This is a genomic window from Vibrio sp. 2033 (assembly GCF_033339735.1).
This window is the reverse complement of the sequence record NZ_JAWOVC010000001.1, coordinates 24,423-39,863: the sequence shown is the minus strand read 5'-3', so window position 1 is coordinate 39,863 and position 15,441 is coordinate 24,423. Positions and strand designations below refer to the sequence as shown.

The 15,441-nt window shown below is 43.0% G+C and carries 11 protein-coding genes; 6 read left to right on the top strand and 5 right to left on the bottom strand.

The features are described from left to right. Positions 1–186: 186 nt before the first annotated feature. The 3 genes from prc to R7P74_RS00125 all read right to left on the bottom strand — a co-directional run bounded on the left by prc (position 187) and on the right by R7P74_RS00125 (position 3,408). Complete coding sequence (gene prc, locus R7P74_RS00135) at positions 187–2,193, bottom strand: carboxy terminal-processing peptidase (RefSeq protein WP_213962515.1); 2,007 nt, start codon at positions 2,191–2,193, stop codon at positions 187–189. Positions 2,194–2,210: 17 nt separating this feature from the next. Further along, a complete protein-coding gene (gene proQ / locus R7P74_RS00130) occupies positions 2,211–2,837 on the bottom strand; it encodes an RNA chaperone ProQ (protein ID WP_005377435.1) in 627 nt (208 codons plus the stop codon). Between the two features lie 97 nt (positions 2,838–2,934). Then, positions 2,935–3,408: a GAF domain-containing protein gene (locus R7P74_RS00125; protein WP_005377433.1), complete on the bottom strand. Its 474-nt coding sequence runs from the start codon at positions 3,406–3,408 to the stop codon at positions 2,935–2,937. Between the two features lie 92 nt (positions 3,409–3,500). Between R7P74_RS00125 and R7P74_RS00120 the strand changes: the two genes are divergently transcribed. The 4 genes from R7P74_RS00120 (at position 3,501) to rsmF (ending at position 10,800) form a co-directional block, all read left to right on the top strand. Next, positions 3,501–5,297: an ABC transporter ATP-binding protein gene (locus R7P74_RS00120; protein ID WP_318122466.1), complete on the top strand. Its 1,797-nt coding sequence runs from the start codon at positions 3,501–3,503 to the stop codon at positions 5,295–5,297. A 24-nt stretch (positions 5,298–5,321) separates the two neighbouring features. Continuing rightward, entirely contained in the window at positions 5,322–6,572 is a 1,251-nt protein-coding gene (locus R7P74_RS00115; protein ID WP_005377429.1) for a paraquat-inducible protein A, read from the top strand. After that, positions 6,565–9,213 (top strand): MlaD family protein, encoded by a 2,649-nt coding sequence (locus R7P74_RS00110; RefSeq protein WP_318122464.1) that lies wholly within the window; start codon positions 6,565–6,567, stop codon positions 9,211–9,213. The genes R7P74_RS00115 and R7P74_RS00110 overlap by 8 nt, the downstream gene beginning before the upstream one ends. Before the next feature lie 150 nt (positions 9,214–9,363). Continuing rightward, complete coding sequence (gene rsmF, locus R7P74_RS00105) at positions 9,364–10,800, top strand: 16S rRNA (cytosine(1407)-C(5))-methyltransferase RsmF (RefSeq protein WP_318122462.1); 1,437 nt, start codon at positions 9,364–9,366, stop codon at positions 10,798–10,800. A gap of 284 nt (positions 10,801–11,084) precedes the next feature. On the opposite strand, the gene R7P74_RS00100 is transcribed toward rsmF, so the two are convergent. Further along, positions 11,085–11,918 (bottom strand): CvfB family protein, encoded by an 834-nt coding sequence (locus tag R7P74_RS00100; protein WP_017633794.1) that lies wholly within the window; start codon positions 11,916–11,918, stop codon positions 11,085–11,087. Positions 11,919–12,110: 192 nt separating this feature from the next. On the opposite strand from R7P74_RS00100, the gene R7P74_RS00095 reads away from it, so the two are divergent. Further along, positions 12,111–13,463 (top strand): hypothetical protein, encoded by a 1,353-nt coding sequence (locus tag R7P74_RS00095; protein WP_005377421.1) that lies wholly within the window; start codon positions 12,111–12,113, stop codon positions 13,461–13,463. A gap of 33 nt (positions 13,464–13,496) precedes the next feature. Here the strand turns inward: R7P74_RS00095 and R7P74_RS00090 are convergent, their stop codons facing one another. Next, on the bottom strand, positions 13,497–13,994 hold the full coding sequence (locus tag R7P74_RS00090; protein WP_005377418.1) for a DUF4442 domain-containing protein: 498 nt from the start codon (positions 13,992–13,994) through the stop codon (positions 13,497–13,499). Between the two features lie 372 nt (positions 13,995–14,366). Here R7P74_RS00090 and R7P74_RS00085 point away from each other — a divergent pair, with 372 nt between their 5' ends. Next, entirely contained in the window at positions 14,367–15,425 is a 1,059-nt protein-coding gene (locus tag R7P74_RS00085) for a 3-deoxy-7-phosphoheptulonate synthase (RefSeq protein ID WP_213877442.1), read from the top strand. The last annotated feature ends 16 nt before the right edge of the window (positions 15,426–15,441 follow it).

The window sequence follows — 15,441 nt, the reverse complement described above, 5'->3', positions numbered from 1 at the left end:
CCTTATCATTTTCTTTTAGCTTAGCCAGTAGTCTTCACTTTCGCGAAATTTTAGATGTAGATCACGTAAATTATTGGGGGAAAATAAGCGAATATCTTGCTCGATATCGAGACAACGGAAGACAAAAAGGCATAAAAAAAGAGTGAATCTGAAAGACTCACTCTTTTTATTCTAAATTGCCAGTTATTATGACTGATTTTCCTGCTTAAGTAGATCGACCATAATCGCGACAGACTCATCTAAATAAACATCAGGAGCCTCGTAATCTTTTGGTATGTCATCCAATGTTTTGAATGCTTTTTTACCCAAAGCAACTTGACGTTCATTTATGCGTTGTAATCGAAGGGCTTCCGCTTTATCCGATTCAGCTTTACGAACTTTTTCGTTCAAAGACAAAGTATTATCGTCTTTTTCTTTACGATATTTCTCGATGTCTTCATTGATAAAGCGGAACTCCATTTCATCAGAAATACGCTTGTTATGAAGAGCAGTAAGTTTTTCAACTAAGGCGTCGTTACTTGGAAACGTTTGATATTGTGCTTTATCAATCTGATCCCAAGGTAAAGCATTGTCTTCAACACTTTCACCTGTTTCAGAAGCCTCAATTGGCGTTGGGTACGAAATATCTGGTGCAACACCACGATTTTGCGTACTTCCACCGTCAATACGATAAAACTTCTGAATCGTGTACTGAACGTAGCCTAGCTCTTTATCGAAAAGATCGTAAATATGATTCAGTGAACGATGTTGCTGAACTGTACCTTTACCGAAAGAGTTTTCACCTAAGATGATTGCACGATTATAATCTTGCATTGCCGCTGCAAAAATTTCAGATGCTGAAGCACTGTAGCGGTTAATCAACACCGTCAATGGGCCATCATAACTCACTTTTCCATCGGTATCGGCATTCACCTTGATGCGGCCATAGCTGTCACGAACTTGAACTACAGGACCTTCTTTAATGAATAAACCTGTCAATGCCGTCGCTTCTGTTAGCGCACCACCACCATTGTTACGTAGATCAACGATTACGCCGTCAACGTTTTTGGTTTTCAACTCAGCTAGTAATTTATCGGTGTCTTTCGATAAGCCGACGTAGAAACTTGGTACTTCTAAAATACCAATCTTCTTACCGTCTTTTTCGATGATTTCTGACTTAACCGCACGATCTTCTAAGCGAACTTTGTCACGAACAATTGTGACAATGTAACTCTTAGCATCGTTACCTTCTGGCAAGATCTGTAGATTAACCTTTGTGCCTTTAGGGCCTTTGATTAACTGAACAACATCATCCAGACGCCAACCGATCACGTCGACAATTTCTTCACCGTCTTGTCCAACACCAGTGATTCGGTCCCCTTCACCAAGTTGCTTACTCTTTGATGCCGGACCGCCAACAACAAGTGAACGAATTACTGTGTAATCGTCTGTCATTTGCAAAACGGCGCCGATGCCTTCTAGAGAAAGGTTCATTTCCGATTGGAATTGCTCGGCATTACGTGGAGAAAGGTAGCTTGTATGAGGGTCAACCTGTCGCGCGAAGGCATTCATATACAACTGAAATGCGTCTTCATTGTTGGTCTGTGTGATGCGCTTCATCGCGTTGTTATAACGCTTCTCTAAAACTTCTTTAATCTCTGGCCACTCTTTGCCAGTCAGTTTCAGATTTAACGCGTCATATTTCACACGCTTGCGCCACAACTCGTTGAGCTCTGCTTCGTCTTTTGGCCATGCGGCGTCAGAGCGGTCTAACTCTATCTCGTCATCGGTATCAAACTTGATCTCTTCATCGAGTAGAGTTAACGCATAAGCAAAACGATCGAAACGCTTCTGCATTGAGAGGTTGTAAACATCAAAAGCAATTTGGTTGTTGCCCGATTTAAGCTGATCATCAAGCTCGACTGACCAATTTTTAAATGAATCGATGTCTGCTTGAGTGAAAATATTTCTATTGTAATCAAGCAACTCTACATAGCGTTCAAATATCGCTTTAGAGAAATCATCATTGAGGCTGAAGTGCTTATAATGAGAGCGGGTAAATCGCGAGGTGACTCGTTTGCTAGCTGTTTCATGCTGAACTTCAGGAGAAAGAACCGGCAGGTCATCTTTATGTAGTTTGGCTTCAAGAGCCTGAGCTGATGCTGCTAGCCATAAGCTAGCAGCAATCAGGGTCACTTTTGAACGGCAATTCATGCGTAGGAGTATCTCCTTTATGCGCGCAAGTGCTCCGCTTTCACAACCATTTGTAGGCCGTTAGCAAGTTGAACACGTACATCATCCTTATTGATTTCAACAATGGTCGCTGCCATGTTTCCTTTGCCCATGTTCACGTTAACTGCGTTACCTACTGTGATTTCATCAGCATTTAGAGCGCGCGTTTCTACAGGCTTAGTTGGTTTTTGTACTTTTGGTTTATTAGTACGACGAGGCTGTTGAGGCTTTTTAGCCGCAGGTTTCGCTTTCGCCTTACCCTCTTCACGAGCTTTTTGTGCTTGTTCTTTACGACGAGCCTGAACTTTCGCCTTGCTTTCTGCAAGTGTCGCTTTCGCGTGTTCAACGTGCTCTTCTTCTAGCTCACCACAAGGGTTGCCATCTAGGTCTACACGTACTGCACCTGGTTTTACACCGTGTAGGTAACGCCATGATGAAGTGTACTGTCTTAACGCTGCACGAAGCTGTGTTTTGCTTACTTTTTCGTCTTCATTTAGACGTTCCGCAAGATCTTGAAAAATACCAATTTTCAGAGGTTTTGCTTCACCTTCTAAAGTAAAGCACTTAGGGAAACATTCAGCAATATATGCAATAACTTCTTTGCTGTTTTTTAACTTTTCAGTCATGAGGGGTCCTGATTTGAGCGGATTTCCGCGAGCATTAAGAAAAAATATTCTCGTATTATAGTGACATGCCAAGGAAAAACCACACTCGAAGGCTAATTTATGCGTCGTTCGCGTGTGAATTAAGCAGCTTTTCTACTTCAACCATGAAATGAGTGAGACCTTCTTCGTCTGTTTCATTAAATCGGCCAATACTTGGACTATCAATATCAAGTACACCAACCACCTTTCCATTAATAGAAAATGGAATCACAATTTCTGAATTGCTCGCTGCATCGCACGCAATATGCCCCTCAAATTCGTGAACGTCGTATACTCTTTGTATAGTATTAGTTTGTGCAGCAGTACCGCAGACGCCTCGACCCATTGGGATACGAACACAAGCTGGTTTTCCTTGGAACGGACCAAGAACAAGCTCTTCACCTTTTGTTAGGTAAAAGCCTGCCCAGTTAAGATCGTCAAGTTCCATGAAAAGCAATGAGCTCAAGTTTGCTAGGTTCGCAATAAAGTCTGGTTCAGACTCAATTAGAGCAACAGCTTGTTTGGTTAGTCTTTGGTATTGTTCTAAGTTCATATTAACTTCCTACTTACTATAAAAGCTTCCATTCTCAATGTATGGCGCTAAAATGCAGCCCTACTTTATAATAGGACTTATTCTCAATTACAATGCTTCTGAAAAATGACACTATTAGCCGTTCTTGGTTGATAACACAAGTAAAAAAGCACAAGTCCAAGCTGATCATAGCGAACTTGATAGCGGTGCTTGCAACCTTGATTAGTGTTCCAATTCCCCTCCTCATGCCTTTGATGGTTGATGAGGTCTTATTGGACCAACCTGCAAAAGGCTTAGATGCCATGAATGCCATTCTCCCTGAAGCGTGGCACACTCCGACAGGCTATATTTTCTTCACCCTGTTCTTGGTTGTTCTTATGCGAGCTGCGAGCCAAGGATTAAATATCCTTCAAAGCCGACAATTTACGCTTGTTTCAAAAACCATCACGTTTGAGATGCGCAGTAAAATGATCGACAAACTCGGCCGTATCAGCATCCGACAATACGAAACCAAAGGTAGCGGAGGAATCAACGCACACCTTATCACTGACATTGAGACCATTGATAAATTTATTGGTTCTACGTTAGCAAAATTCGTTATCAGTTTTCTGACTGTTATTGGTACTGCTATCGTTCTACTTTGGCTCGATTGGCGACTTGGTCTGTTTATCCTGTTAGTTAACCCTATTGTCATTTACTTCTCACGTAAACTAGGCAGTATGGTTAAACATCTGAAACGGAAGGAAAATCATTCTTTTGAAATTTTCCAAAACCGTTTAGTTGAAACATTAGATGGAATCTACCAACTACGCGCGGCCAATAAAGAGCGAGAATTTCTCCAGCAACTCAAAGACAGTGCGAACCAAGTTCGCGTTGATGCAGACAAGTATGCTTGGCAATCTGAAGCGGCTGGTCGCGTTTCTTTCCTTCTCTTTTTGATCGGCTTTGAATTATTCAGAGCTGTCGCAATGTTAATGGTCATGTTCAGTGACCTTACTATTGGCCAAATATTTGCCGTTTTTGGTTACCTATGGTTCATGCTGTCTCCTGTTCAAGAGTTGCTTGGGATTCAGTTTTCTTGGTACAGCGCTAAAGCCGCATTAAAACGCATCAACGACTTATTAGAGTTAGAAGAAGAGCAGAGTCCGGTTCCTAAGGTAAATCCTTTCAAAGAAGGTAGAGAAGTTGATGTTAAAGTAGAAAACATTAATTTCTCTTACAATAATGAAAACAAAGTCCTAGATAATCTTTCTTTACATATGCCGGCAGGAAAGAAAGTGGCGTTGGTTGGTGCAAGCGGCGGTGGTAAGTCAACCTTGATACAATTACTTATTGGGGTTTACCGTCAAAACTCCGGTAGCATTCGCTTTAATGATGAATTAACAGAAGATATTGGTTTTGAAGTAATTCGCGACAAAATTGCCGTGGTATTACAGCAACCTATACTATTTAACGATACCTTGAGGCATAATCTAACGCTTGGTGGGAATTTTGACGAAATGTCACTTTGGCGTGCGCTTGAAGTGGCTCAGCTGCATGATGTAATTTCTCAACTTAACCACGGCTTGGATACTCAAGTTGGTCGTAATGGCATTCGTTTGTCAGGAGGTCAACGACAACGGCTTGCCATTGCTAGAATGGTGCTGAGTAATCCTCAATTTGTTATTTTAGACGAAGCCACGTCTGCGCTAGATACCGCTACTGAAGCGGCTTTACACAAAGCACTGACCGAGTTCTTACGTGGTAGAACAACATTAATCGTTGCGCACCGACTATCCGCTGTGAAACAAGCCGATTTGATCTACGTGCTTGAAGATGGGAAAGTGACGCAAACAGGTACTCATGGTGAGTTAGTTGAGCAAGAAGGCTTATATCAAACCTTATATGGGGGCATACAGTCCCACGCTTAAATCGTTCAAGCTAGAGAGGTCGTTATGACCTCTCTGTCTAAGCACGCCATGCAACCCAATAACGTACGTTTGTGCCAAGGTTGTGAATTGCCTGTCGACATCGTCGACTTACCCCATGGCAAAAATGCACACTGCCCTCGTTGTGGTACACAATTATATCGCGGAGGTAGCCCTAGCCTCTCTGGTAATCTAGCCGTCGCGATAACCTGTATCCTACTATTTATTCCATCGCACTTTTTTAACTTTATTAGCATCCGACTCTTTGGTGTGATGATTCCAGCAACCCTGCCTTCAGGGATGATCACATTGATGGAAGAAGGATTTGTTCTTCTTTCATTGCTCATTCTATTTTGTAGCTCTCTAGCGCCACTGACGGTTTGTGTTTCAGTGGTAACGGCGCATATTTCTTTACATCAACGATGGTTCCGTGGGCTTCGTATCTCACTGTGGCTAATTCAACATTTGAAGCATTGGGTTATGTTGGATGTGTTCTTAGTTAGCATCGCCATTTCTTGTTTTAAACTCCAAGATTATTCCGACATTTTCGTCGGCCCAGGGTTAATTGGTCTGGTTCTTTTGCAGATATTTACCGTTTTGTTAGTTTCAAGAATCAGCGTGCGTCGTTATTGGGAAGCTTGGAAACCAGAAAGTTTATATGCTTTTGAGCATAAAGATGTGCATTGCCATGAATGCCACTTGTCCCAGCCTGAAGGTGATCATTGCCAGCGTTGTCATCACGAGTTATATCATCGCAAGCCAAACTCCATTCAGAAAACATGGGCTTACCTCATCGCAGCAACGGTCGCCATCTTCCCCGCTAACCTGATCCCTATTTCCATCTTGCTTACCAATGGTAAGCGTTTGGAGGACACTATTTTTTCAGGCGTGGCTGGTTTGGTAAAAAGCGGCATGTATGGAATCGCTGCGATCATTTTTGTTGCCAGTATCGTTGTCCCGGTGATTAAAATACTTGGGCTCGCCTACATCATGCTTTGCATCCAATTCAAACGTTCGGTGTTTAAGAGACAACGAATGATGGTTTACTTTGTTGTTAAATGGATCGGTAAATGGTCTGTGATGGATTTGTTTGTTATTTCTATCATGATGACTTTAGTCGATCGTGGTCAGATACTGGATTTCACACCAGGATATGGCGCGGTAGCATTTGGTGTTGTCGTTGTATTGACCATGCTTGCAGCAGAAAGTATTGATCCAAGGCTAATCTGGGACCAAACAAGCCCAAAACAATCAGAAAAAGAGTCAATGAATGAGTGATCAGAACAGTTCTCAAACGTCATACGTACCAGATGTAAAGCGGAGTAAAGGCATATCTCCTCTTTGGCTGTTGCCAATTTTGACCATGGTCTTAGCTGGCTGGCTTGTTGTGAAGTCGATACACGATGCAGGACAACGAGTGCAAATCTATTTTTCTGATGCCGCTGGTCTTGTCGCCGGCCGAACCACTATCCGTTACCAAGGATTAGAAGTCGGCATGGTAAGAGACATTAACCTCACCGAAGATCTCGGCAGTATTTATGTCGATGCTGATATCTATCCTGAAGCTGCAAAGTTACTGAACGATAAAACACGCTTTTGGTTAGTAAAACCAACAGCTAGCCTAACGGGAGTTTCCGGACTAGATGCGCTCGTCTCAGGTAACTACATCTCGATTCAACCCGGAGATGGTCAAGAGTTTGAGACAACATTCCATGCGTTAGACTCTGCCCCAACAGATTTACGCGTTTCTCAAGGTTTGAATATTAAGCTCAAAAGCCGTGATTTAGGTGGTGTATCGGTTGGCTCTCAAATTGTTTATAAGAAAATCCCAATCGGTGAAGTGTACAGTTACCAGCTAGATGAAGATGCAAAATCTATCACTATTCAAGCCAACATTCAGGATCAATACCGACATATCATTAACAACCGCAGTCGATTCTGGAACGTCAGTGGAATTGGTGCCAGCATCGGTTTTGAAGGTGTCGATGTAAGACTAGAAAGCATGAGTGCCTTACTAGGTGGCGCCATCGCAGTCGACTCTCCGGATGATGGTGAGCCTGTAGAAGAGAACACCGAGTTCCGTTTGTATAAAGATTTGAAAACTGCTGGTCGAGGCATCGCGGTTAAAATCGTCCTACCTGATGACAGCAAGATCAGCGGGGAAGGCGCTCCAATTATGTATCGCGGAATTGAAATTGGCCAAGTTACGGACTTGAGCCTTTCCGAAGGTCGAGAAGTGATATTGGCGTCAGCGGCAATTCAACCCGCTTTTAGTGACATGCTGACGACAGGTACTCGATTTGTCTTAGAAGAAGCAAAGGTGTCCCTTTCTGGTGTTGAAAACATTGCTAATTTAGTGCGAGGAAACTTCTTAACGATCGTGCCGGGCGCGGGTGAACGCTCTCGCCGCTTTACTGCGATTCGTAAAAACGTGTTTAACCAACAGCAAGAAAAGTCCATCGCGATTCGGTTGGTGTCCGACAATTCGTTTGGCCTAGATAGCGGTGCCAATGTACTTTATAAAGGCATCGTTGTTGGTTCAATCATCAAAGTGGGCCTAGTTAAGGAAGATAAAAAATCACAACACGAAGTATTTATGGATGTATTGATTGACCATGAATACAAACATCTGATCAAATCAAACAATCGTTTTTATGTAACCGGCAGTGCATCAGCAGAGTTAACTGAATCGGGGCTCAGCGTTACCGTTCCTCCAGCAAAGCAGTTGTTAACCGGGTCAATTAGTTTTGTGAGCGAAGGCAAGCAGGATATTCAAAAAGAGTATCAGCTGTTCCAAAATGAATCATTGGCTGAATTGGCGCAGTACAATCAAAGTGGCTCTAGGGCTCTAACACTATTTGCTTCTGAATTGCCGCCGATTTCCAAAGGCAGTCCTCTACTCTATCGTAATCTTCCAGTTGGTAACGTCTCCGATTTCCAACTAATTGATGGCGGAGTACTAATTAAGGCTACTATCGAAAACCGCTTCGCTTATCTTGTAACGCCACAAACCGTTTTTTGGAATCGTTCAGGGATCGAGATAGATGCATCATTAGCCGGAGTCAGTGTGAAAGCGCACCCTTTAAAATCGTTAATCGAAGGTGGCATCGCTTTTGACTCCGTGCCAGGCGTTGAAAACAAAATCGGAGAAAACTGGAAGCTGTATTCTGATCAAAAAACCGCTCGCAAGTTTGGGCGCGTCATTGCTTTAGAAACCGACGGTTCGCAAGAGATGGCTAAAGGAATGCCGATTGAATATCAAGGTGTTAAAGTTGGTGAAATCACTCTGGTTGTACCGAATTTTCGTCGTAACATGGTTGAAGTCACTGCAAGGATCCTACCTGAATACGTAGAAAACATTGCGGTTGAAGGCTCACATTTTTGGCTAACTGAACCAGAAATTGGTTTAGGTGGCGTTAAAAACCTCGGGGCGTTGGTGTCGAAATCCATCAGTGTTGAACCAGGTAAAGGTAAAGCTAAATTTGATTTTCAATTAGAAAATAGTTCAGAACGCGTGCATGGAATCATGTTTACGTTACAAAGTGAACAAAGAGGCTCAGTACAAGTCGGTACCCCTATTCTTTACCGCCAGATGGAAGTTGGCCAAGTGACCGACGTAAGCCTAGGAGAATTTGCTGATCGCATCGTCACGACTATCAAAATACAGCCTGAATACGCTTACCTCGTTCGTCAAAACAGTGTGTTCTGGAATGTTTCAGGAGTAGATGTTTCCATCGGGCTTACCGGCGCTAACATCAAAGCGGGAACCTTTGATAGTTTAGTTCGCGGAGGAATTGCGTTTTCAACGCCAGAGCAATCGACTATTCCACCAGCGGCAAAGAGTGGGCAATCTTTCTTTTTGTATCCACAAGCTGAAGAAGGTTGGACTCAATGGCGTACAGCGATTCCTAAGCCGTAGAATAAAGCTCAATTCACGTACAATTGAAGTTTGAGTACCTTAAAAGAGCAGCAATCGCTGCTCTTTTTTATTGCTCGGCCCTTGTCACTATTCGTTTCTGCTTCGCTTTCGTATATTATTTGCCACAAATTCTGCAAACGAGATCCCACATTGCATCCTAATGTTTACATCCCAGACGCGTTTCTGGAAAAAATCCAAACTATCCTTCCAGCTCACCTCAACATGGAAGACTTTATCGCATCGTGCCAAAAGCCACTGCGCAAGAGTATTCGAGTTAATACGTTGAAGATCAGCGTTGAAGCGTTTTTAGAACGAGCAGAAACAAAAGGCTGGAAGCTTTCTCCTGTGCCTTGGTGTGAGACGGGGTTTTGGATTGAAGCGGACGAGTCAGTTGTACCATTAGGCAACACAGCAGAACACATGTCTGGCTTATTCTACATTCAAGAAGCCAGTTCGATGATGCCGGTATCTGCTCTGTTTATGAATGATGAATCTTACGATGCCGTGTTAGATACCGCAGCCGCTCCAGGCTCAAAAACCACTCAAATTGCAGCTTTAATGAACAACAAAGGTGTACTTGTGGCCAATGAATACGCCGCAAGTCGTGTAAAAGTACTGCACGCTAATGTGGAACGTTGTGGGGTACGTAACGCCGCACTAAGTAACTTCGATGGACGCGTTTTTGGCGGTTGGCTACCAGAACAATTTGATGCGGTTTTGCTCGACGCGCCTTGCTCTGGAGAAGGCACCGTTCGCAAAGACGAAGATGCGATGAAAAACTGGACGCAAGCTTCCGTACTCGACATCGCTGACACACAGAAAGATCTTATTGAAAGCGCCTTCCATGCATTAAAGCCCGGTGGTGTGATGGTTTACTCAACATGTACGCTCAGTACAGAAGAAAACCAACAAGTTTGTCATCACTTGAAAGAAACCTTTGGGGATGCTGTAGAGTTTGAAAGCCTTGAGAACTTGTTTGAAAACGCAGAGGCAACCCTAACTGAAGAAGGCTTTTTGCATATTTTCCCACAGGTCTACGACTGTGAAGGGTTCTTTGTTGCAAGAATTCGCAAACTGGCTGCTGTTGAGGCGCCAGAAGTCAAAAAGCGCATGGGGAAATTCCCCTTTGCCAAAACATCAAAAAAAGAATCGACAGAAATTGCTCAACAACTCCAAAGCGCGTTAGGTATTAAACTTCCGAATGACAGTTCTGTATGGCTTCGCGATAAAGATGTCTGGTTATTCCCTAATGCTTTAGAAGCGATGATCGGCGAATTACGCTTCTCCCGTATGGGTATAAAGATCGCGGAAGCCCATAAAAATGGCTACCGTTGGCAACACCAAGTCGCGACCGCCCTGGCGACAGGTTCTGAAAGCAACGCCATTGAACTCAGTATTGAAGAAGCGCGCGAATGGTATATGGGGCGTGATGTTCGCCCACAAACCATTCCTGAGGGAATGAAAACAGGTAAAGGCGAAGTGCTTGTCACCTATCAAGGCGCAGTTATTGGCCTTGGCAAGTGGGTAAGCAACCGAATAAAGAATGGCCTCCCTCGCGAATTAGTACGAGATAAGAACTTATTTTAAAAGACGTAACGAACCATAAATAAATGAAAAGCCATCGTATTTGCGATGGCTTTTTAATTCATAAGTATGAAAGCAAGTGGGCTCGCTAGCGATCCGGACACGCTGTACTAAACTAGTTGTATCAAAGTAATGCTTTGATGTGGCATTTCTCTCTATGTTCTCCAACAAAATTATTGTTGGACAAGTTTAGCGCAGGCTCTGCGGAGCCGTTTCCCCTAGGCCCAAAAAAAGGAAAAGTTTGGGCCGTTTTTTTTGGCTGTAGATCCGCTATACGTGAGTTTGGACTACGCTAGACGAATACCGTCTTTCTCAATGACAATTTTACCCTGCTTGTATAAGCCACCGATGGTCTTTTTATAAGTCCCTTTACTTGTGCGGAAAGCATCAAAAATCGCTTCAGGAGACGACTTGTCATTCAAAGGCAAAAATCCGCCTTTCTTCTCTAGCAGGTCAAGGATCTTACTAGAAAGATCGTCCATTTTCGCCACACCTACTTTTTGTAGAGCAAGGTCGATTTTACCATCTTCACGAATGTGCTTAATAAAGCCTTTCAGCTTTTTACCGATGTAAAGCTTACCAAAAACATCCGATGGGAAAATCATGCCCCAATGCTTACCGTTAACGATAGCTTTATAACCAAGTTGACTACGCTCTGCGATGATCAAATCAACTTGTTCGTTAACTTCATAATTCGCTGGAGTTTTATCTAACCATTTATTGAACTTAGTCGTACCAACAATGCGACCTGACGCTTTGTCGGTATAAACATACACTAAAATGGTTTGTCCGGCAGAGAAGCGAGTGCGTTGCTCACTAAAAGGAATCAGTAAGTCCTTTTCTTTGATGCCCCAATTTACAAAAGCACCTGTCGCATTCACACCCTCAATCTTCATTAAACCCCACTCACCCACTTGGGCAATTGGTCTTTCAATGGTCGCAGCAAGTTGGCTTTCTGAATCGAAGTACAGAAATACGTCTACATGCTCACCAATTTCAGTACCCTCTGGTACATACTTACTAGGTAGTAGAACAGAACCGTAATCATCGCCATCCAGAAATACGCCAAAATCAGCCTTTTTAATGACTTCTAAGCTGTTAATTTGACCAATTTTAATCATTGATTTTGTCTCTTTTTAAATTTACGTGGAATTATACCTAAACTAACAAGAAAATCAGAGAGAAAAGCATAGTGCTCTGTTATGCTGTTGTCGTTCAGCTATATGCCCCAGTCACTCTTTTAGCACTTTTATGCTTACCTGCTCAACAGTACGCATAAGTTAAGAATGCTTTAACAAAGTCAGGAGCTTTCTTTGGTCACCGTCGATAAACAAGACTCAATAACATTAAAAATCAGTCATGCACTCGCAAAGAGCAAAAGTGTCGACCTAGATATTTACTTTTTTATACCTGGTGAGCTTGGTTTAAACGCCGATATCATCAGTGAATCCGAATTTTATTACACCTCAATCACACAGCAACGATCTTATTACAGTACTGAAATCCTTCTTCCGCTAGTACACAGTCGACTTGCCAAACGTGGACGCCTGTCGAATCAGCAATACCGAGTAAGTTTGAGTTTGTTCGCTTACCAATACGTTATCGCGCTAGACAAAGCGGTAGCAAGTTTAAACAAGCATGAGAACAACTCCGTAACGGAAGATGAAGTGGACGAAGTTATCGAGCTCACGCTTGAGATCTTAAAGCGCTTGCGGCGCTCTATTCCTTATGAAGAGAACTTAAAACGCTACTACGTTAACATCGATAACTATCTGTCTTGGTATACCGAGCAAAAGTTCCTGTCACTGGTGGCTCATCTCCCACGTGAAGGCGACTATGGCACGATCAAGAAGCGCCTGATCACGCTATGTGAGAAAGAGCAAGCCCATCGTAAACTCAACAAATACAACTCATCAAGAGTCGTTGAAGACGTTACTCGCCTATCTAACAAAATGCGCTTGCTAAGGCGATTGATTGAACACCCTATCGTGCTTCGTGAAGAAACCATATCGATGGGTAACAACATTAAGCGCGCTATCAAAGGTATTGCAACCGGTTTAGTGATGGTTGTCGTGACCTCGACAGTGATTCTCGCTCGCGATTATCTGGGGGAAATTTCTGCCTCATTCATTATCGCGATGTCTTTTATTTACGCTTTACGAGAAATCTTTAAAGATGATTTACGCGATGCCATGTGGCGATGGATCCGTAAAGGCAAGCCAAAATGGCGTAAGAAGTATGTTGATCCAACGACGAAAAAAGTGGTTGGCAAAAAATTGGAGTGGCTCGATTATCGTACCTTAAGTAGCTTGCCGGATAAGATTCAAAGAATACGGAAAAAGCGCGTCGTGCAACGTGAAGAGCAGATTCTTCATTATCACGAGAAAACCGAAATGGCGACCTCTCTTTTCTTGAGTGGTTACGAACAAACGAGAGAAACATTGAACATCAGTTTACGCCCTATCATCCGCTTGATGGATAAAAGCTCAAACCGAGTTTACCGTTTAAATGAAGGTCAAGTAACCAAAGAGTCAGTAGAGAAACGTCATTTGCTCAATGTGATTGTCAAAGAGGACAACCACACCGATGAGCCTGTTTATTACCGCTGGAAAGTGGTCTTAAATCGCTCCAAAATCGTCTCTATCGAGAAGATTGAACTCAATTAAGCCACCGCCTTTAAACAAGCGAGCCACAAACCACTAGGCAGCCTCTTTTCTTTGTTGGGCTGCTTTTTTTATCGAAAGAGTAAGCGAGAATTCAGCCATTGGCTCGTCACCATGTAAGTTAGGACACAGCGCGACAATTTTTACGTCACGATTTACTCGTTCACCCGTTGCCAAGGTGTGCTCGAGCATCTCATCAATGACATGACCATCGTTACAAACAAAGTGCACATCGGCTTCCGGGCGCTTTAAAAACTCGGCTTTCACACCTTTAAATGCTAGCGAGATCGCTTCTCCCTTTTCTTGCGCTTTACTCATAGCAAGAAAACCACCAGCAACATCAGCGCCAACGGCTAAAGCGCCGAAATACATGCTATTCAGGTGGTTCTTCGTTCTTCTGCGCAATGGGATACGAACCTCAACATGCTTGCTATCTATCGCAATGATTTTAGGGTGGCAAAGCCAAATCAGCGGCACTTTTGAAAAGCCAAACAGATTTAGATACAAATTCGCACGACGTAGAGCTGATAACATTTTGGTCTCCTTATCAATCTAGTCAGACCAGTTAATCAACGAAAGAAATAGATGTCAAAGAAATGTTAACAAAAGCTCGATCTCACGAGTTATTTAACCTTCAGGAAGTGACGGCGTCACCCGTGAGGTATGAAGTTTATCGCAGTTACTTAGATTACCTTACAGCGAGATAGATAAAATGGTTATAAATTCAAATGTATATATATTGATTTAATGATCAAGTTTTGTCATTTATACATAAGTCATTTAAATGAATACCTACACCTTTGTATACAATTCGGTATTTCCTGGCGAAGATTCCCGTGAAACGGTTTATTCCTGCCTGTAATTCCGTTATCTTTACCCCTTCGCAATAGAGAATAAAGCTATAACATGCCTATAAAAACAGATGAATTGAGAACCCAACCTTTGGGTCCAATGCCTACCCCAGCAGAGCTAGGTAGTGTACATCCTATTACGGATGACGTTGCAGACCGTATCGCTCAATCTCGTCGTCAGATTGAAAACATTTTATCGGGTGAAGACGATCGCCTTCTTGCGATTGTAGGTCCGTGTTCTGTTCACGACACTGAAGCTGCCATTGATTACGCCACTCGCCTGAGTGAAATCCAAGACAAGTACAAAGACGAGCTATTTATCGTGATGCGTACTTACTTTGAAAAGCCTCGTACAGTAGTTGGTTGGAAAGGTTTGATTACGGACCCTAACCTAGATGGTTCTTACGCACTTGAAGCTGGTCTTCATAAAGCTCGTAAACTACTACTGGATATCAACAAGCTTGGTCTTGCGACTGCTACTGAGTTTCTTGATATGATCACTGGCCAATACATCGCGGATTTGATCACTTGGGGCGCGATTGGTGCTCGCACAACGGAATCACAAATTCACCGTGAAATGGCGTCGGCACTATCTTGCCCAGTTGGTTTCAAAAATGGCACAAATGGCAACGTAAAAATTGCAATTGATGCAATTCGCGCATCGAAAGCATCGCATTACTTCTACTCGCCAGATAAGAACGGTCGAATGACGGTTTACCGCACAAGTGGCAACCCTTACGGTCATATTATTCTGCGCGGTGGAGAAAAAGGCCCTAACTTTGATGAAGCATCAGTCAATCAAGCATGTGATGCTTTAGCTGAGTTTGGATTGCCACAACGTTTGGTTGTGGATTTCAGCCATGCAAACTGTCAGAAGCAACACAGAAAACAAATCGACGTAGCTCAAGACATTTGTAACCAAATTAAGTCAGGCAGCACTCGTATTGCGGGTATCATGGCAGAAAGCTTTATTCTTGAAGGCAATCAGCCAATGACTGACATCAATAACCTAACGTATGGTCAGTCTATTACAGATCCATGCCTAGGTTGGGAAGACACTGCTACAATGCTAGATATGCTGGCAAGCGCTGTTAAGTCCCGAAAGTCCCTATAACAAAATAATCAAGGAA